Here is a 17,980-nt window from a genome sequence, read left to right as displayed (position 1 = left end):
TGAAGCATTTGGAAACCCGGCGATTTCGGTCGCCGGGTTTTTCTTTGCCGGCGACTAGGGCTCCTGCCGCACCTGATACTTCCTCAGCTCGCTGATCGCATGAGCCATCAGGGCGAGCAATTCTTCCGTCGTCGCGCCGTCGCGTGCCTGAACGGACATCCCCTGCACGATCGCGCCCAGAAAGCGCGCGAGCGAATGAGCGTCGGCATCCGGCCGCATGTCGCCCTCTGCAATGCCGCGTTCGATCCGCGTCACGAAAATCTCCAGCGTCTGGAGGCGCATGGACGCGACGTGATTGGCGATCGGCTCGTTTTCCTCGGCGCAGTTCAACACCGCCGTCGAGATCATGCAGCCTTTCGGATGCTCCGGCGCCGTGAAGATCGCGGCGGAATTCATCAGAAAGCGTTCGAAGGCCGTCACCGTGTCCACCTTGTCGAGAAACGGATTGCCGGGCTCGGGCCGCGGCATGCGGCGATACTGGTCGAGCGTCTCGCGATAGAGCTCTGCCTTGGAGCCGAACGCCGCGTAGAGGCTTTGCGGCGTGATGCCCATCGCCGCTGTCAGATCGGCGATGGAAGAACCGTCGTAGCCATGTTTCCAGAAAGTGTCCCGCGCCGAGGCGAGAACGGTTTCGCGATCGAACGCCGGCGGACGTCCACGCTTGCGCGGGGAAGAATTTTCCGTCTCTTCAATATTTTTCACAATGGTCACTCTAGAATTATTTCCCGATCTGGTTTATTCAGGAATGGTCATTGTGATTATAGAAGGTTTTGCCCCATGAGTCTTCCCCTGGAAAATTCCACGCGTCCAAGCGACGGCAGCCTTGCTGAAGGCGTCGATGCTGCGATTGACTCCGCTCTGGCGGACAAGAGACTGGTCGGGGCGGTAGTCCTGATTGCAAAGGACGGAGAGCTGGCCTATCACCGCGCCGCCGGGCTGGCGGATCGGGAAAACGACGTGGCGATGCAGGAAGATGCCATCTTCCGGCTAGCCTCCGTCACCAAGCCGATCGTCACCATCACCGCCATGCGGCTTGTCGAGCAGGGCCGCATCGGGCTCCAAGACCCGATCACCAAATGGCTTCCGGATTTCCGGCCGCGACTGCCGGATGGAAGCGAAGCCGTCATCCGTATCCGCCATCTCCTCACGCACACGTCCGGACTGGGTTATACCTTCGCGGAGGAGCAGGACGGTCCATATCATCGGGCCGGCGTATCCGATGGTCTGGACATACCGGGCCGATCAGTGGCTGACAACCTCCAGCGCCTTGCCAACGCGCCACTTCTCTTTACGCCGGGTGAGAACTGGCGTTATTCGCTGGCGATGGACGTGCTTGGCGGCATCATCGAAAAGGAAACCGGTCGCGCGCTCGGCGATGTGGTCGCAGAGCTCGTCATGAAGCCTCTCGGCCTTTCCGATACGGCATTCGCGGTTCGGGATCGCAGCCGCCTCTCGGCCAATTACGTGAATGGCGATCCCCAGCCGCAACGAATGGAAGACGGTACGCTTGTTCCGATACTCGATGGCGTGATCCGCTTTGCGCCCGACCGGATATTCGATCCCGCCTCTTACCACTCCGGCGGTGCGGGCATGGCGGGAACGGCAAGCGATGTGCTGGCTATTCTCGACGCCATCCGCAAGGGCGGTGCGCCGCTGCTCTCACCCGATACGGTGAAAACGATGATGACCGATCAGGCAGGCGGCCATATGCAGGCGTTGCAGGCCGGTTTGGGCTTTGGCTATGGCTGGTCCGTCGTCACCGACCCTGTTGCGGGCCAGGTTCCCTTCTCCGCCGGTACAATCAAATGGGGCGGGGTCTACGGCCACAGCTGGTTCGTGGACGCTGAAAAGGGCTTGACGGTGGTCGCCCTGACCAACACGGCACTGGAAGGCATGTGGGGGCAATTTACGATGGATCTGGCGAAAGCTGTTTACGCCGGGATCTAACTGACACAGTGGCTCCAAACAAAAACCCGGCGATTTCGGTCGCCGGGTTTTGCATTTCATCAAGCCTGAAGAAACTCAGTCCTTCTTGACCGGCGGCACCGGACGGATGGCGAGTTCCCGCAGCTGCGTCGGCGTTGCGGCCGAGGGAGCGCCCATCAACAGGTCCTGTGCCTGCTGGTTCATCGGGAACAGCGAGATCTCGCGCAGGTTCTTGGCGCCGACGAGCAGCATGACGATTCGGTCGATCCCGAAGGCGGCGCCGCCGTGCGGAGGCGCGCCGTACTGGAAGGCACGGTAGAGACCACCGAAACGCTCTTCGACGTCTGCCTGGCTGAGGCCGACCTTTTCGAAGGCGGCGACCATGGTTTCCGGCGACTGGTTACGGATCGAACCCGAGGCGATTTCGAAGCCGTTGCAGACGGCGTCGTACTGGAACGCCTTGATCGTGAGGGGATCCTGGTTCTGCAGCGCCTCAAGGCCGCCCTGCGGCATCGAGAACGGGTTATGGGCGAAATCGATCTTCTTTTCTTCCTCGCTCCATTCGAAGAACGGGAAGTCGACGATCCAGCACAGCTCGAAACGGTCGCGGTCGATCAGGTTCAGCTCGTCGGCGGCGCGGTTACGGGCCTCGCCGGCAAACTTGTAGAACTTGGAGGGATCGCCGGCGACGAAGAAGCAGGCGTCGCCGTCATCGAGGCCGAGCTGGGTGCGGATCGCATCCGTGCGCTCTTCGCCGATGTTCTTGGCGAGCGGGCCGGCGCCTTCGAGCTTTTCACCTTCCTTGCGCCAGAAGATGTATCCGAGGCCGGGTTGGCCCTGGCTCTGCGCCCAGGCGTTCATGCGGTCGCAGAAGGCGCGGGAGCCGCCGGTCTTGGCCGGAATGGCCCAGACTTCGACCTTCGGGTTGGAGGCGATCATGTTGGCGAAGACCTTGAAGCCGGAGCCGGCAAAATGCTCGGTGACGGCTTCCATGACGATCGGGTTGCGCAGGTCCGGCTTGTCGGAGCCATACTTGCGGATGGCGACGTCATAGGGGATGCGCGGCCATTCCTTGGTGACAGGCTTGCCTTCGGCAAATTCCTCGAACACCTGGGTCATCAGCGGGCCCATGGTGTTCCAGACGTCTTCCTGCGTCACGAAGCTCATTTCGAGGTCGAGCTGATAGAACTCGCCCGGCAGACGGTCGGCACGCGGGTCTTCGTCGCGGAAGCACGGCGCGATCTGGAAGTAGCGGTCGAAACCGGCAACCATCAGCAGCTGCTTGTACTGCTGCGGCGCCTGCGGCAGCGCGTAGAAGGTGCCGGGATGGATCCGGCTCGGCACGAGGAAGTCGCGCGCGCCTTCCGGCGACGAGGCCGTCAGGATCGGGGTCGTGTATTCGGTAAAGCCGACGTCGCCCATGTGGCGGCGCATCGAGGAGATGACCTGCGTGCGCTTGACGATGTTTCTGTGCAGCGTGTCGCGGCGCAGGTCGAGGAAGCGATACTTCAGGCGAACGTCTTCCGGATAATCCGGCTCGCCGAAGACCGGCAGCGGCAATTCCTTGGCCGCGGAGAGCACTTCGATCTCCTGAGCATAGAGCTCGATCTCGCCGGTCGGCATGGTCTTGTTGACGGTATCGTCCGTGCGAGCCTTGACGAGGCCGTCGATGCGGATGACCCATTCGCCGCGAACGGTTTCGGCGAGCTTGAAGGCCGGGGAATCGGGGTCGGCGACGACCTGGGTGATGCCGTAGTGATCGCGAAGGTCGATGAACAGCACGCCGCCATGATCTCGGACGCGATGAACCCAGCCGGAGATGCGGACGGTCGAACCGACGTCGGACTTGCGCAGGGCGGCGCATGTGTGGCTGCGATAGCGATGCATAGTATATATCCTGGACTTGGCGGGCCGCGGCGAAAGGACATGCAAGCCCCTCGCCTGCCGACGAGAAAATCGGGCGGAAAAGCGCACGGCGAGCCCGATTTGTCAAGGCTCGAACACCGCTTCTATCTGGCCCTGGGCGGGCGAGAAAGCAAAAACTTAGGCTTAGATGAGGGCTAGCCCCTTTTCTAAGTCTTAGTTTTTGCAAGAGAGGGGGTGGGCAGTGACGCACAGAACCCTTGAATTATATTGAACAAGAAACAGACCCCCGCTCTTGCAATTTCAATGGCTTAGAAATTGCGCCAAGCTTTAGAATGCCCTGCAAGCTCTGTTTCGCAATTCCTAAACCAATGAAATTGCTTTCTCGCCCGCCAAGGGCGAGATAGGGTCCGCATACGCCTCGCCTTCCGGTTCATTCTCCGCTATTTTTCAATTCCGCGAGAATCGTCGGGCAAACTCCCTCGAGATTCGTCGTTACCTCGTGGTTCCAGACCCGCACAGTACGAAAGCCCTGTTGCGAGAAATAGGCATCTCTCGTTGCATCCCTTGTGCTTTCGGCATGTTGCGCGCCATCGACCTCGACGATTAACCGAGCTTCGAAACACACGAAATCGAGAATGTAACCATCGATCGGAACCTGCCGCTTGAATTTGAAGCCCTCGAGCTGGCTCCGACGCACGGCTTGCCAAAGCATATTTTCGGCCCTGGTGGCATCGCTACGCATTGCTTTGGCGAATTGACGTAGCCGATCCGGAACATCGCGACGCATATAGTGCCTCCCCTTTCAGATGGCGTTACACAGAGAGCATACAGCTCCCTCGATATCCGGCATGACGGACATCCCGGCCCATATCGACATCCGCAAGTAGCCGCTGCGGCAGTTTGGCTACCTCAATGCTATTGCTGAACACGATGGTCAACTTTAAACAAGCATCGATATATCTTCGCTCCCGGAGCCTGACATGCCGATCCTCACCCGACGCAATCTCCTGAAAGCCTCAGCCGTTGCCGGTGCCTATGGCGTGGGCATCGGCATAGCGGGAAGGTTTACAGGCAAGGCGGCGGCGGCTGAGCCGCTCACGCTGAAGACGGCCAAGATCGAAGCCAGCCTCACGGACGGCGGCAAGACCAGGAGCGTGCTGACCTATGGGGAAGCCGGCATGCCGCCGGTCGTGCGCATGAAAAAGGGCGAAGCCTTCGCGGCCCGGCTCGTCAACGGCATAGACGACCCGACGACCATCCACTGGCACGGCATCCGCCTTCCGAACAACATGGACGGCGTGCCCTTCCTGACCCAACCTTACGTCTATACCGGCGATCATTTCGACTACGCCTTCACCCCGCCCGATGCCGGCACCTTCTGGTATCACCCGCATTGCAACACGCTGGAGCAGATGGGCCACGGCATGACCGGCGTCATCGTGGTCGAGAATCCCAAGGATCCGGCATTCGATTCGGAAGTGGTGCTCAATCTGCGCGACTGGCGGCTCGGCAGCGATGGACAGTTTATCGCCCAGTTCCGGCCGCGCGATGCCGCCAAGTCCGGCACCTACGGCACGGTGCGAACCGCGAACTGGCAGCAGCAGCCGCAATACGACGCCCCCGCCGGCGGTCTGGTGCGCCTGCGTGTTGCGATTACCGACGTCACGCGCATCTATTCCTTCCGCGTGGATGGCGGCGAGGCGACGGTGATCGCCATCGACGGCAATCCCGTGCCGCAGCGTTTCCCGCTCGACCTCCTGCAGCTCGGCCCCGGACAGCGGCTGGAGCTGGCCGTGCGCATGCCCGACAGCGAAGGCGCGATCGTCAAGCTTGAGGATATCAAGGGCACCGATCCGAAGGTGCTGGCGACCTTGCGCTCGGTCGGCAGTTCGCTGAAGCGGGATGTCCGCGACCTGGCGCCGCTGGAAGACAATCCCGTCCGGAAGGCCGATCTCGGCGCGGCAACCCATATTCCGCTGATTCTCAGTGCCACGGCGGAAAACACCGCCGACAACAGCATCTGCGGATCGCTCGGCTACAGTTTCTGGGCCATCAACAAGGTGCCGTGGCCGGGCGACACCCCCGATCCGACCGCGCCGCTCGCCGAACTCAAGCTCGGCAGGAGCTATGTCATCGACATGGAAAACGTCACCCCGCACAGCCATCCGATTCATCTGCATGGAATGAGCTTCACCGTCCTCTCCTCTTCGACGCGGCAGGTGCAGCCTTTCGTGTCCGACACCTATCTGATCCAGCCGGACGAAAAGGTGCAGCTCGCCTTCGTCGCCGACAACCCCGGCGACTGGCTGCTGCATTGCCATATCATCGAGCATCAGAAGACCGGCATGACGAGTTACGTGCGCGTGGCGTGAGCTGTCACGGCTCTAATGTGAGCGATCGCGCCCGAACCCGCCCCCGGTTTGCGAGAATTTCAGCCAAAAGCGAAACGCGGCTAAGGCTTTGTCCGCGAAAGTATTGACATATCCGCCTGAAAGGAGAAGGAAGTTAAAGAAGTATTTTACCGATGAATGTGTTGAGATGATCGAAACTACCGCCCAATTGGAGGCGGCCTGCCAAGAGCTGGCCAAGTCGGAATTCATTACCATCGATACGGAATTCCTGCGAGAAACGACCTTCTGGCCGGAACTGTGTTTGATACAGATGGCCAGTCCCACCACCGAAGTGCTGGTAGACCCACTGGCCAAGGGGCTGGATCTGGCGCCCTTCTTCGAACTGATGGCCAATCCATCGGTTCTGAAGGTGTTTCACGCTGCGCGTCAGGATATCGAAATCATTTTCCATCGCGGCAACCTCATTCCGCATCCGATCTTCGATACGCAGGTCGCGGCGATGGTCTGCGGTTTCGGCGATTCCGTTTCCTACGACCAGCTCGTCAGCCGAATCAAGAACGTCCACATCGACAAGTCCTCGCGCTTCACCGACTGGAGCCGACGCCCGCTGTCGGAAAAGCAGCTCGACTATGCGCTTGCCGACGTGACCCACCTGCGCGACGTTTATCTCTCGCTCAGCGAGCAGCTGAAGCGGGAAGGCCGCGCCTCCTGGCTGCAGGAAGAGATGGCGATCCTCGAAGCGCGCGAAACCTACGATCTTCACCCCGACGATGCCTGGCAGCGGCTGAAGATGCGGCTGCGCAAGCCGCAGGAGCTTGCCGTGCTGAAGTACGTGGCGGCGTGGCGCGAACGCGAGGCGCGTGCCCGCAACGTCCCGCGCGCTCGCGTGCTGAAGGATGATGCGATTTACGAAATCGCTCAGCAGCAGCCGAAGGACAGCGAGGCGCTTGCCCGGCTGCGGACCATCCCGAAAGGCTGGGAGCGCTCCGCCGCAGGTACGACGGTGCTCGAGGCGATCAATGCGGCGCTGGCATTGCCGAAGTCCGATATGCCGCATCCGCCGCGTCATCAGCAGGCCCCGGAGGGCACGGCCGCCGCTTCGGAGCTGCTGAAGGTGCTGCTGAAACTCATCGCCGAAAAACATGGAGTGGCACCGAAAGTCATCGCCAACAGCGACGACCTGGACAAGATCGCCGCCGAAGGCGAGAAAGCCGAAGTCGCCGCCTTGACCGGCTGGCGGCGCGATCTGTTCGGCGAGACGGCCCTGCAGCTGATCCAGGGTCAGGTGGCCCTGCGCTTCGTCGGCAAGCGAATCGAGACCGTCACTCTCTAGCCACGACATTGTTCTTTCCCAGCGCTTCGCGATTGCGTATGATTCGCGGATCGAGACGCTGGTCGCCATCACGATTGCGCCGCAAATCTCGTAGAATGAACGTCTTGTGTAGTCGTTATATTCGATGACGTTCCGGTTTGCCGGCGCAATCCCGCGTCGATGAAAGGCGTCGGTTCTTGGCGGAAAAAGTGAATGGGTATTCTCCATTCGATACGCAATTGGATCCTGACGTCGCTGTTTCTCGCTTCGACGGGCGTCATCTACGCCAAGGTGTTCTTTCCGCAATCGCCGGAGTATATCGGCGCGGTCTTCGCCCTGTTCTGCGGCATGCCGTTGCTGGCTTTCGAGCGCCGCATCATCCTGCCGCGGCTGAATGTCTGGATGCACCGCCTGCCGACGCCGGCCTTCATCCTCTCGGCCCTCGTCGTCGACTTTCTTCTGATGAGCGTCGGCTATGCCATGGCTGGCAGCCTTCTGAAGCTGCTGGGCCTGGTGCAGGCCTCCTGGGAAGACCTGACGGTATTGAAGGTCGATGTCTACATCTATGCCGTCGCGGTGACGGCCGTCGTCATCTTCGTCAGCCGCGTGCGCGAACTGCTCGGCCGCGACGTCTTCCTCAGCCTGCTGACCGGCAGATATCGCAATCCGGTACAGGAGGAGCGCGTATTTCTCTTCATCGATCTCGTTGGATCCACTGCCTTTGCGGAGGAACACGGCGACCTCAAGACACAGGAGTTTCTTGGCGCGGTGTTCGGCGCCATGGCCGAGCCGGTGCGACGGCATTACGGCGCGATCGACGACTATATCGGCGACGCCGCCATCATTACCTGGCCGCTTAAGCGTGGCGTCAAGAATGCCAACTGCGTGCGCTGCGTCTTCAGTATCCTCGACGACATCGAGGCGAATGCGGAAACCTGGCTGAAATCCTATGGCAGGGTGCCGCGCCTGCGCGCCGCCCTGCACGGCGGCAGCATCGTCACCGCAGAAATCGGCGTCGACCATCACAAGATCGCCTATTTCGGCGACTCGGTGAACACGACCGCAAGGCTGGAATCGCTGTGCAAGACACTCGAACGCCAGGTGCTGATTTCCAGCGACCTCGCCAGGCGGCTCGAACTTCCCGAAGCGATCATCAAGGAAGAGCTTGGCGACCATGCCGTTCGCGGTCGCGACCAGTCTCTTGGCGTCATCGCCCTTCACACGCAAGACCGGCAAGTGCTGATGACTGCCCGCAACAGATCGTAAGCAATACAAATCATCAGATGCATTTCTATGTCGATGCACGCCCTGGCTTCACACCCTATGGGTTGTCCACAGTCACCAAATCTTCACCTAAGCGTTAATTCGCCGACATGGCTCGCCTGTTAAGCGGGGTTGTTTTCGCCAATCCCACCAACAAGGTGACATGATGACAAGAATTCTTTCCGCCTCCACGGCACTCTTCATTTTGCTTGCCGCCTCGGCCCAGGCAGACGAACAGCAGTTCAAGGCAAAGCTCGCCGGACAGGCAATCCTGCCGGCCAACACGATCGTTGCCGCCCCTGGCGACGCACCCGATTTTCTGAAGACCTCCGGCAAGTTCACGACGCCGGACCGCAAGCGCACCGACGCGCTCGGCACCGTGCCGGGCAAGGACGGCGCCCGCGTCACCGACCTGAAGCTGCCCTTCGACGGCCAGCCGATCCAGGGCTTTTCCGGCATCAAGACCATGCCGGACGGCACCTTCTGGACGCTGTCCGACAATGGTTTCGGCTCCAAGCAGAATTCCTCCGACGCCATGCTTTTCCTGCACCAGCTCAAGTTCGACTGGGATGGCGGCAAGGTCGAAGTCGTCAAGAACCTGTTCCTGTCCGATCCGAACAAGAAGGCTCCCTTCCCGATCGTTCTGGAAGGCGCCGACAAGCGTTATCTGACCGGCGCCGATTTCGATATCGAATCGATCCAGCCGGTTGCCGATGGCTTCTGGATCGGCGAGGAATTCGGTCCCTACCTGCTGAAGTTCGACACCGACGGCCAACTGACCGACGTTTTCCCCACGACGCTCGACGGCAAGCCGGTCATGTCTCCCGACAATCCGCTGCTGCAGCTGTCGGGCAACCCGACGCAGAAGATGCCCGCCTTCAACCTCAAGCGCTCCGGCGGTTTCGAGGGCCTTGCCATGTCGAAGGACGGCTCCAAGCTCTATGGCCTGCTGGAAGGCCCGATCTACAAGGATGACGGCCAGATGGAGAGCGTAGATGGCAAAACGGCCATCCGCGTCATCGAATTCGACGTCGCCTCGAAAAGCTGGACCGGCCGCAGCTGGCTCTATCCCTTCGCGGACAAGGGCGTCTCGATCGGCGATTTCAACATGCTCGACGAAACGACGGCATTGGTCATCGAACGCGACAACGGCGCCGGCACGAAGGACAAGGCTTGCGCCGATCCGAAGCAACCGACACCGGATTGCTTCGAGGCCCCGGCCGAACTCAAGCGCGTCTACAAGATCGAGTTCAGTGACGCCAACGTCGGCAAGGCCGTCCGCAAGATCGGCTATATCGACCTGATGCACATCGAGGATCCGGACCACAAGCGTCGCCAGGGCGGCGGCGAAGGCTTCTACGACATGCCCTTCGTCACCATCGAGAATGTCGATCGCATCGATGCCACGCATATCATCATCGGCAACGACAACAACCTGCCCTTCTCCGCAGGCCGCGCCGTCAACAAGGCCGACGACAACGAATTCAGCATTCTTGAAGTCGGTGATTTCCTGAACGCGAAGTAAGCCGCGACGAAACTGCCTCTCCCTGCCATACGGGGAGAGGCTTCCGGCCTGTTCGAAACAGGCAGACTTATTCGAAGCAGAAAGCCAGCCGGCGGTTCGTGAGCTTGCCGAGCTGCTGCAGGCGACCGTCGAGCCTTTCGCCGGCAAAGTCGTGATATTCGGCAGGAACGACGAATTCGAGGTCCAGGTCCGGGTTTGTCGAGCGTCGGAACGACAGATTGCGCACGACACCGGGCATAGATGCGGAAAACAGATAGACGACACGCAGCAGGCCGCCGAGCAGCTTGGCGCGCTCGACGAATTGCGGCGTGGCGATCGTCGACAGCGGTCCCGTCGCTCCGTCGTCGCTCAACCCCTCGAAACGGAAGTAATTGGCAAGCGCGATGAAGGCGCGGCCGGCATGGGTAATGCCGACAAAAGACGTGTGGGCGATGATGTTCAACGCCTGCAGGCCGCGATAATCCGGATGCGCGCGCCAGCTGATGTCGGCAAGCAGGCAGGCGGCCTGACGATAGCGGCTCTCCTCTTCCGTCTCGGTGATGCCGAAGAACGGCATCATGCGCCCCGTCCATTCGGCCAGCTCGCGGGCATGTTCCGGCGAGCGGGCGCGCAGGATGGCAAGCTCGCCGGCCGCGACCAGCAGCGGATCGCTGTTACGCTCGACTTCCGTCAGCAACGAATAAAGGTAGCCCTCGCGCACACCCTGCGCGGAAAAGGAGATGACGGACGGCTTCATGGCCGCCAGCACCTCGCGCATGGCGACGGCGCCGAAAGGCAGCAGCGAACGGCGATGCTTGGAAACCGCCTGCAACGCGGGATCCTTCGAATCCTTCGATTCGACGATCTGATCCAGGAAGCGGATCATCTCTTCGAGCGACACTTCATAGCCCTGCATCATGTGCAGCGGATACTTGCGCATTTCCATGTGCAGCTTGGCGATGTTTCGCCAGGTGCCGCCAACCGCATAGAAGGTTCGTCCCTCGCCCTTGCTCAAAAGCTTGGCCGTCTTGACATGCTTGCGCGCGAAGCTGCGCGCCTTTTCGATCGAGCCGCCGGCATATTCGGACAGCCGCAAACCACCGAGCGGCAGCGTGATGCCCTTGCCGATTTCCCGCTCCCTTATGTCGATCAGTTCGAGCGAACCGCCGCCGAGATCGCCGGCTATGCCATCGGGATGGAAGAAACCGCTGACGATGCCGAGCGCGGAGAAACGTGCCTCCTCCTCGCCGGACAGCACGCGCACCTTGCGCTGAAGGATGGATTCGGCCTGATGGATGAATTGGGGACCATTGCTGGCCTCACGCGCCGCGGCCGTCGCCAGAACGTAGATCGTGGATGCGCGCGCCTGATCGGACAATGCCTTGAAGCGATGCAGCGCAGCAAGAGCCCTCGCCACGCTCTCCTCATCCATCTTCCCCGTCAGCGCTATGCCCTTGCCGAGGCCGCACAGCACCTTCTCGTTGAAAAGGATGGTCGGCGACCGCGAATGGCCCTCATAGACGACGAGACGGACCGAATTCGACCCGATATCGACGACGGAGACAGGGGCAACACCCGGAAGGCGTCCCTGGGCTTCAGATTCAACCATGCAGGTCCAATTTATATGTTACGGCCCGACAGCAGCCCAGCAATCAGTTTCGGTGCGCTGGATTTCAAGGCTTCGCCACGGCCCGACAGGCTAGGATTGGTCATGAAATACTGCTGAGCATTGAACGGCTCTTCTCCCTTGCGCACCTCGATGCGCCTTGAAGTCCCGTCCGGCAATATCTCGTAGCTCTGTTGATTGTCAATGATATTGCCCAGCATGATCTGCGAGAGCACCTGCTCATGCACGGTCTTGTTGGTCAACGGCACAAGCGTCTCGACGCGGCGGTCGAGATTTCTGGGCATCAAGTCGGCCGAGCCGATATAAACCAACGCCTTGTCCGACGGCAGACCGTGACCATCGCCGAAGCAGAAGATCCGGCTATGCTCCAGGAAGCGTCCGACGATGGATTTGACGCGGATCCTCTCCGAAAGTCCGGGGATCTGCGGGCGCAGGCAGCAGATGCCGCGCACGACCAGGTCGATCTCGACGCCGGCATTGCTGGCGCGATAGAGCGCGTCGATGATCTCAGGATCGACCAGGGAGTTCATCTTCATCCAGATCGCCCCGGGGCGGCCGTTCCGGGTGTGCTCGATCTCGCCTTCGATATGCTGGAGGATACGTGGGCGCAGCGTATGCGGCGAAACCGCGATCTTCATCCCGTCTTCAGGCTCGCCGTAACCGGTGATGAAGTTGAAGATGTTCGCCATGTCATGGGCGATCTTCGGATCGCAGGTGAAGTAGGACAGGTCCGTATAGATCTTGGCGGTGACCGGATGATAGTTGCCGGTGCCGAGATGGCAATAGGTGCGCAGCTTGCCGTCCTCGCGGCGTACGACCATCGACATCTTCGCATGGGTCTTGAGCTCGATGAAGCCGAAGACGACCTGCACGCCGGCTCGTTCGAGGTCGCGGGCCCAGCGGATGTTCGCCTCTTCGTCGAAGCGGGCCTTGAGTTCGACCAGCGCCGTGACGGACTTGCCCATGTCGGCGGCGTCGATCAGCGCACGGACGATCGGGCTGTCGTTCGAAGTCCGGTAGAGCGTCTGCTTTATCGCCAGAACGTCAGGATCGCGCGCAGCCTGGAGAAGGAACTGGACCACCACGTCGAAGGATTCATAGGGGTGGTGGACGACCATGTCCTTTTCGCGGATGGCGGCGAAGCAATCGCCGGCATGCTCGCGGACACGCTCAGGAAATCGGGCATTGTAGGGTTCGAAACGAAGGTCGTCGCGCGGCGCCTTGCAGATCTCGGACAGGGTGTTGAGCGCCAGCAGGCCGGGCAGAACCGCGATGCGGTTTTCCGGCACGTTCAGCGACTCCACCACGAACTGGCGAAGCTCGAGCGGCATTTCGGAGTCCGTCTCGATGCGGATCACCGAGCCGCGGCGGCGGCGCTTCAATGCGGTTTCGAAGAAGCGCACCAGATCCTCGGCCTCTTCCTCGACTTCGATATCGCTGTCGCGGATAAGGCGGAACGTACCCGAACCCTGCACTTCGTAGCCGGGATAGAGGCGTTGAATGAAGATGTTCACGACATCTTCAAGCGTGATGTAGCGAATGACGTTGCTCGCGTCCGGCAGGCGAACGAAGCGGTCCAGCGCCGGCGGCAGGCGCAGCAGCGCCGTCATCGGCTCGCGGCCGTTCATGCTCTTCAGCTGCAGCGCGATGGAGAAGCCGAGGTTCGGAATGAACGGGAAAGGATGGGCTGGGTCGATGGAGAGCGGCGTCAGGACAGGGAAGATCGCCTGTTCGAACTCGGTATGGAGCCATTGCCGATCCATGTCGGAAAGGGCAGCCGGGCGGACGATGAGAATGTCTTCCTTGGCGAGGTATTGCTGCAGGACGGCAAGCGAAGCCTGCTGCTCCATCTGCAGATTGTCGATCTCGCGCAGGATATCGTCGAGCTGTTCGGCAGGCGTCTTGCCGTCGGGCGTGCGCACCAGGATCTTCTGGCGAACCTGGCCTTCGAGGCCGGCGACACGCACCATGAAGAATTCATCGAGGTTGGCGGCGGAAATGGAAAGGAACCGGACCCGCTCCAGCAGCGGATGGGCCGTGTTCAGCGTCTCCTCGAGGACACGGCGATTGAACTGCAGCCAGGAAAACTCGCGGTTGATGAAGCGTTCGGGGCTCGTCAGCAATTCACTGACGGGTGGGGCCGCCTCCGGAGCCTGCTGGTTGGCGTCCTGATGTTCCGTGAGTGCCGAGTCCATGTTCCACCTACCCTCTTTCCAATCCTGTGCCACGTATATCAGTTTGACGACGGAACTGTGACAGTCGATGTCAGCTCAATCCGGCTGAGCGGAATTGCCCAGTTCGTTCAAGACTTCGGCGGCCAGCAGGCGCGTGATCCTTGTACCCCGCCCGAGCGCCAGCCGATCCAGCCTGTCGACGATCAACTGCGCTGCGTTGAGGGAGCGCTCCATGCGATTGACAATATAAAGGACGAGTTTGTCATCGATATAAAGCTGGCGGTCGGCGAAGAGCTTGACGATCACCTGAGACAGCAATTCTTCGTCGGGCTCGCCGATCTCGACCACCGTCGCGGCCTTCAGGCGGGAGCGCAGATCGGGCAGCGTCACCGGCCAGGACATCGGCCAGAGCCGGCTGGTCATCAGAAGACTGGTGCCGTTTTCGCGAACGCTGTTGATGACATGGAAGAGCTCCGTATCGTCAAAACCGACACGATCCACGTCCTCGAAGATAACCGGGCCGTGGGACGCCGCGACCGCGGCGTCGGAACCGGCCACCGGATGGATGTGGACGGCGGCGCACCGCTCGCTCCAGATGCTGGCGAGATGCGATTTCCCCGAGCCGACCGGGCCTGCCAAAATGACCACGGGCGATGGCCAATGCGGCCAGGAATCGACGATCTTCACCGCAGCACTCAGCGGATCGGCGACGAGCAGGTCATCGCGGCCGCTTGCGGGGTCGTGCGTAAAGGCCAAGGGTAGCTGTTCGGCGATCCTGTGCCTCACATCAGCGTTCTTTGCATCGGTCATGTCTGGCTATTCTCGGGCTTGCCGGCCTTGGCTCTGCGCGCCTTGCCCGCTTCCGAGCGTCCGTAATAGAGATCGCTCTGAAGGTAACGCGAAAGGGCGAAGCGGACAAGGACGCCGCATGCTGCCGCGGCAGGAACCGCGATCAGCAGCCCGACGAAGCCGAAGAGAGCGCCGAAGGCAAAAAGCGCGAACATCAGCCAGACCGGATGCAGGCCGACGCTTTCGCCGACGAGCTTCGGTTGCAGCACGTTGCCTTCAAGGAACTGGCCGGTGAAGAAGACAGCGAGCGTCAGGCCGACCCAGATATAGTCGGGCCAGAACTGCACCAGCGCGACGCCGACCGCCAGGATGAGGCCGACCAGCGAGCCGACATAGGGAATGAAGCTGATCATGCCGGCAAAGAGGCCGATCAGCAGGCCGAAATTCAGCCCGACCAGCGACAGGCCGACGCCGTAGTAGACGCCGAGGATGATGCAGAGCGAACCCTGGCCGCGAATGAAGCCGGCGATCGCCTGATCGATTTCCGTTGCGATCTGGCGAACGGTGGCGACATGGTCGCGCGGTATCCAGTTGTCCACCTTGGCGATCATGCGATCCCAGTCGAGCAGGATGTAGAAGGCGACGACCGGCGTGACGACCAACAGCGAGATGATGTTGACCAGCGCCTTGCCGGAACTCCAGATCTGCGCGAACAGCCCGCCGACGAAGCTCAGGCCATCCGACATTATGCTGGAGAAATTATCCTTGATCGCGCCGAGCTGATTGCGGATCCAGTCCGGCAGCACCATCGTCTGCGCCTTGGCGACCAGCTGCTGCATCTGCTGCACATAGGCCGGTATGTGCTGGATGAAGTCGTTGAACTGGTTGATGATGATCGGAATGAAGATCGTCAGCGCCAGCGCGAAGATCAGGATGAAGGATACGAGGATCACCACCGTCGCCATCAGGCGGCTGAGGCCGATCCGCTCCAGCCGATCGGCGACCGGATCGAGGAAATAGGCGACCGCCATGCCGGCGATGAACGGCAGCAGGATCGTGCTGAAGACATAAAGAAAGGCGACGAACACAACGAGCACGATCACCCAGAAAGTGACTTGACGCTTGAGGCTCGCCCCGCTGACCTTTTGCTCCATCGTCTTCCCCGTCGTTTCCAGCCCGTTTGCCGCACGCTTAGGACATAGGATGATGCTGCAATTATGGTCAAGCCTGAGACCGGAAATCCCCCTCGGGCGATGGGAAGCGGGGAAAATCGCGGGGTTTGCGGCGCTTGCGCCTTGCATAAAGGGCCCTATCATGCAATGGCGACCCGATCAAAGCCCTGTCGCGACGGACAGGTGGCCATCGGAGGCGGAAGCATGAGCCAGTCTGGAAAAAACGGTCTGACCTATAGCGACGCGGGCGTCGACATCGACGCCGGCAACCTGCTGGTCGAAAAGATCAAGCCCGCGGTCCGTTCGACGCGTCGTCCCGGCGCCGACGGCGAGATTGGCGGCTTTGGCGGCCTCTTCGATCTCAAGGCCGCTGGCTTCACCGATCCGGTGCTCGTTGCCGCCAATGACGGCGTCGGCACCAAGCTGAAGATCGCCATCGACGCGAACTACCACGAGACCGTCGGCATCGATCTCGTCGCCATGTGCGTGAACGATCTTGTCGTCCAGGGCGCCGAGCCGCTGTTCTTCCTCGACTACTTCGCCACCGGCAAGCTCGACCCCGACCAGGGCGCGGCGATCGTCGGCGGCATTGCCGCCGGCTGCCGCGATGCGGGCTGCGCGCTGATCGGCGGCGAAACCGCGGAAATGCCGGGCATGTACTCCCACGGTGACTATGATCTGGCGGGCTTTGCCGTCGGTGCCGCCGAACGCGGCCAGCTGTTGCCCTCGGGCGATATTGCCGAAGGCGACATCATCCTCGGCCTCGCCTCCTCCGGCGTTCATTCCAACGGTTTCTCGCTGGTGCGCAAGATCGTCGAACTGTCCGGCCTCGGCTGGGACGCGCCGGCTCCCTTCGCCGAAGGCAAGGCGCTCGGCGAAGCGCTGCTGACGCCGACGCGCATCTATGTGAAGCCGCTGCTCAAGGCCATTCGCGAAACGCATGCCCTCAAGGCGCTCGCCCACATCACCGGCGGCGGCTTCCCGGAAAATATTCCGCGCGTGCTGCCGAAGCATCTCGCCGCCGAAATCGATCTCGCCGCCGTCAAGGTGCCGGCGGTCTTTTCGTGGCTTGCCAAGGTCGGCGGCGTCGAGGCCAAGGAGATGCTGCGCACCTTCAATTGCGGCATCGGCATGATCGTCGTCGTGGCTCCGGAAAACGTCGAGGCCGTGAAGGCCGCGCTTGAGGCCGAGGGCGAGGCAGTCGTTACGCTCGGCCGCATGATCGCCCGCGAAGAAGGCGCCCACGGCACCGTCTACAAGGGCACGCTTGCTCTATGACCACGCCGCGCAAACGCGTCGTCGTCTTTATTTCCGGCGGCGGCTCCAACATGCTGGCTCTTCTGAAAGCCACGAAGGCAGCCGACTACCCGGCCGAAATCGTCGGCGTCATCTCCGACAAGGCGGATGCCGGCGGGCTGGCAAAGGCTTCAGCCGAAGGCATCGCCACCTTTGCTTTCGTCCGCAAGGATTTTGCCAGCAAGGAAGCCCATGAAGAGGCGATCCTTGCGCAGCTGAAAGCCCTCTCGCCCGATATCATCTGCCTCGCGGGCTATATGCGCTTGCTCACCGCCCGCTTCATTCAGGCTTATGAAGGCCGGATCATCAATATCCACCCTTCGCTGCTGCCACTTTTCCCCGGCCTGCACACGCATCAGCGCGCGATCGACGCCGGCATGCGCATTGCCGGCTGCACCGTGCATTTCGTCACCGAAGGCATGGATGAAGGCCCAGTGGTCGGCCAGGCGGCCGTGCCCGTCCTCAGCGACGACACCGCGGACAGCCTTGCCGCCCGCGTGCTTATGGTCGAGCATCAGCTCTATCCGCAATCGCTGCGGCTGTTGGCGGAAGGCAAGATCAGGATGGAAGGCGGCAAGGCCGTCAGCCTTGCGAGCGCGCCGGCTATCCAGGGACGACAGATTTTGTCACTGCTCGGTGATGTGAGCTAATCAGGGGCTGTCGCTCCAGGCTGCCCCCTCATCTGGATGAGGGGGACCAA

The 17,980-nt window shown here is 61.2% G+C and carries 14 protein-coding genes; 7 read left to right on the top strand and 7 right to left on the bottom strand.

Annotated features, from left to right (window positions below; translation table 11 throughout):
• Positions 1 to 54: 54 nt before the first annotated feature.
• Entirely contained in the window at positions 55 to 711 is a 657-nt protein-coding gene (locus ACQZ6J_RS19185) for a TetR/AcrR family transcriptional regulator (protein ID WP_449085243.1), read from the bottom strand.
• Positions 712 to 777: 66 nt separating this feature from the next.
• Between ACQZ6J_RS19185 and ACQZ6J_RS19180 the strand changes: the two genes are divergently transcribed.
• Positions 778 to 1,947 carry a serine hydrolase domain-containing protein gene (locus ACQZ6J_RS19180; protein ID WP_449085242.1) on the top strand — a complete coding sequence of 390 codons (1,170 nt, stop codon included), beginning with the start codon at positions 778 to 780 and terminating at the stop codon, positions 1,945 to 1,947.
• 75 nt (positions 1,948 to 2,022) lie between these two features.
• On the opposite strand, the gene aspS is transcribed toward ACQZ6J_RS19180, so the two are convergent.
• Together aspS and ACQZ6J_RS19170 are read right to left on the bottom strand one after the other, a co-directional pair.
• A complete protein-coding gene (gene aspS, locus ACQZ6J_RS19175) occupies positions 2,023 to 3,813 on the bottom strand; it encodes an aspartate--tRNA ligase (RefSeq protein ID WP_449085241.1) in 1,791 nt (596 codons plus the stop codon).
• A 409-nt stretch (positions 3,814 to 4,222) separates the two neighbouring features.
• Positions 4,223 to 4,579 carry an endonuclease domain-containing protein gene (locus ACQZ6J_RS19170; RefSeq protein ID WP_449085240.1) on the bottom strand — a complete coding sequence of 119 codons (357 nt, stop codon included), beginning with the start codon at positions 4,577 to 4,579 and terminating at the stop codon, positions 4,223 to 4,225.
• Positions 4,580 to 4,772: 193 nt separating this feature from the next.
• Here ACQZ6J_RS19170 and ACQZ6J_RS19165 point away from each other — a divergent pair, with 193 nt between their 5' ends.
• From ACQZ6J_RS19165 to ACQZ6J_RS19150, 4 genes are all read left to right on the top strand, one after another.
• Entirely contained in the window at positions 4,773 to 6,164 is a 1,392-nt protein-coding gene (locus ACQZ6J_RS19165) for a multicopper oxidase family protein (protein WP_449085239.1), read from the top strand.
• Positions 6,165 to 6,330: 166 nt separating this feature from the next.
• On the top strand, positions 6,331 to 7,476 hold the full coding sequence (gene rnd, locus ACQZ6J_RS19160; protein ID WP_449085238.1) for a ribonuclease D: 1,146 nt from the start codon (positions 6,331 to 6,333) through the stop codon (positions 7,474 to 7,476).
• 192 nt (positions 7,477 to 7,668) lie between these two features.
• Positions 7,669 to 8,721, top strand: coding sequence for an adenylate/guanylate cyclase domain-containing protein (locus ACQZ6J_RS19155; protein WP_163986215.1), 1,053 nt, complete (start codon positions 7,669 to 7,671; stop codon positions 8,719 to 8,721).
• A 163-nt stretch (positions 8,722 to 8,884) separates the two neighbouring features.
• Entirely contained in the window at positions 8,885 to 10,243 is a 1,359-nt protein-coding gene (locus tag ACQZ6J_RS19150) for an esterase-like activity of phytase family protein (protein WP_449085237.1), read from the top strand.
• A gap of 67 nt (positions 10,244 to 10,310) precedes the next feature.
• On the opposite strand, the gene ppx is transcribed toward ACQZ6J_RS19150, so the two are convergent.
• From ppx to ACQZ6J_RS19130, 4 genes are all read right to left on the bottom strand, one after another.
• The gene (ppx, locus tag ACQZ6J_RS19145; RefSeq protein WP_163986216.1) at positions 10,311 to 11,831 is read right to left on the bottom strand and encodes an exopolyphosphatase; all 1,521 of its coding nucleotides are present in this window, start codon (positions 11,829 to 11,831) and stop codon (positions 10,311 to 10,313) included.
• An 11-nt stretch (positions 11,832 to 11,842) separates the two neighbouring features.
• Positions 11,843 to 14,044 (bottom strand): RNA degradosome polyphosphate kinase, encoded by a 2,202-nt coding sequence (locus tag ACQZ6J_RS19140; protein ID WP_163986217.1) that lies wholly within the window; start codon positions 14,042 to 14,044, stop codon positions 11,843 to 11,845.
• Positions 14,045 to 14,119: 75 nt separating this feature from the next.
• Positions 14,120 to 14,833, bottom strand: coding sequence for a DnaA regulatory inactivator HdaA (gene hdaA / locus ACQZ6J_RS19135; RefSeq protein ID WP_449085236.1), 714 nt, complete (start codon positions 14,831 to 14,833; stop codon positions 14,120 to 14,122).
• Positions 14,830 to 15,966, bottom strand: a complete 1,137-nt coding sequence (locus ACQZ6J_RS19130; protein WP_163986219.1) for an AI-2E family transporter — start codon at positions 15,964 to 15,966, stop codon at positions 14,830 to 14,832. Before ACQZ6J_RS19130 ends, hdaA begins: the two co-directional genes overlap by 4 nt.
• A gap of 222 nt (positions 15,967 to 16,188) precedes the next feature.
• On the opposite strand from ACQZ6J_RS19130, the gene purM reads away from it, so the two are divergent.
• Both purM and purN read left to right on the top strand, forming a co-directional pair.
• On the top strand, positions 16,189 to 17,262 hold the full coding sequence (gene purM, locus ACQZ6J_RS19125; protein ID WP_449085235.1) for a phosphoribosylformylglycinamidine cyclo-ligase: 1,074 nt from the start codon (positions 16,189 to 16,191) through the stop codon (positions 17,260 to 17,262).
• A complete protein-coding gene (gene purN, locus ACQZ6J_RS19120; RefSeq protein WP_449085234.1) occupies positions 17,259 to 17,930 on the top strand; it encodes a phosphoribosylglycinamide formyltransferase in 672 nt (223 codons plus the stop codon). The genes purM and purN overlap by 4 nt, the downstream gene beginning before the upstream one ends.
• Positions 17,931 to 17,980: the final 50 nt, after the last annotated feature.

This window comes from Rhizobium sp. A37_96, from assembly GCF_053521765.1.
Note: the sequence above shows the minus strand (reverse complement) of the source record. Positions and strands in the feature narration are given on the sequence as shown.

Bases quoted from the DNA above. Each gene is read 5' to 3' on its own strand.
- ppx (WP_163986216.1), bottom strand. From the start codon at position 11,831: ATGGTTGAATCTGAAGCCCAGGGACGCCTTCCGGGTGTTGCCCCTGTC.
- purN (WP_449085234.1), top strand. From the start codon at position 17,259: ATGACCACGCCGCGCAAACGCGTCGTCGTCTTTATTTCCGGCGGCGGC.
- ACQZ6J_RS19150 (WP_449085237.1), top strand. From the start codon at position 8,885: ATGACAAGAATTCTTTCCGCCTCCACGGCACTCTTCATTTTGCTTGCC.
- rnd (WP_449085238.1), top strand. From the start codon at position 6,331: ATGATCGAAACTACCGCCCAATTGGAGGCGGCCTGCCAAGAGCTGGCC.
- hdaA (WP_449085236.1), bottom strand. From the start codon at position 14,833: ATGACCGATGCAAAGAACGCTGATGTGAGGCACAGGATCGCCGAACAG.
- ACQZ6J_RS19140 (WP_163986217.1), bottom strand. From the start codon at position 14,044: ATGGACTCGGCACTCACGGAACATCAGGACGCCAACCAGCAGGCTCCG.
- purM (WP_449085235.1), top strand. From the start codon at position 16,189: ATGAGCCAGTCTGGAAAAAACGGTCTGACCTATAGCGACGCGGGCGTC.
- aspS (WP_449085241.1), bottom strand. From the start codon at position 3,813: ATGCATCGCTATCGCAGCCACACATGCGCCGCCCTGCGCAAGTCCGAC.
- ACQZ6J_RS19170 (WP_449085240.1), bottom strand. From the start codon at position 4,579: ATGCGTCGCGATGTTCCGGATCGGCTACGTCAATTCGCCAAAGCAATG.
- ACQZ6J_RS19155 (WP_163986215.1), top strand. From the start codon at position 7,669: ATGGGTATTCTCCATTCGATACGCAATTGGATCCTGACGTCGCTGTTT.
- ACQZ6J_RS19130 (WP_163986219.1), bottom strand. From the start codon at position 15,966: ATGGAGCAAAAGGTCAGCGGGGCGAGCCTCAAGCGTCAAGTCACTTTC.
- ACQZ6J_RS19165 (WP_449085239.1), top strand. From the start codon at position 4,773: ATGCCGATCCTCACCCGACGCAATCTCCTGAAAGCCTCAGCCGTTGCC.
- ACQZ6J_RS19180 (WP_449085242.1), top strand. From the start codon at position 778: ATGAGTCTTCCCCTGGAAAATTCCACGCGTCCAAGCGACGGCAGCCTT.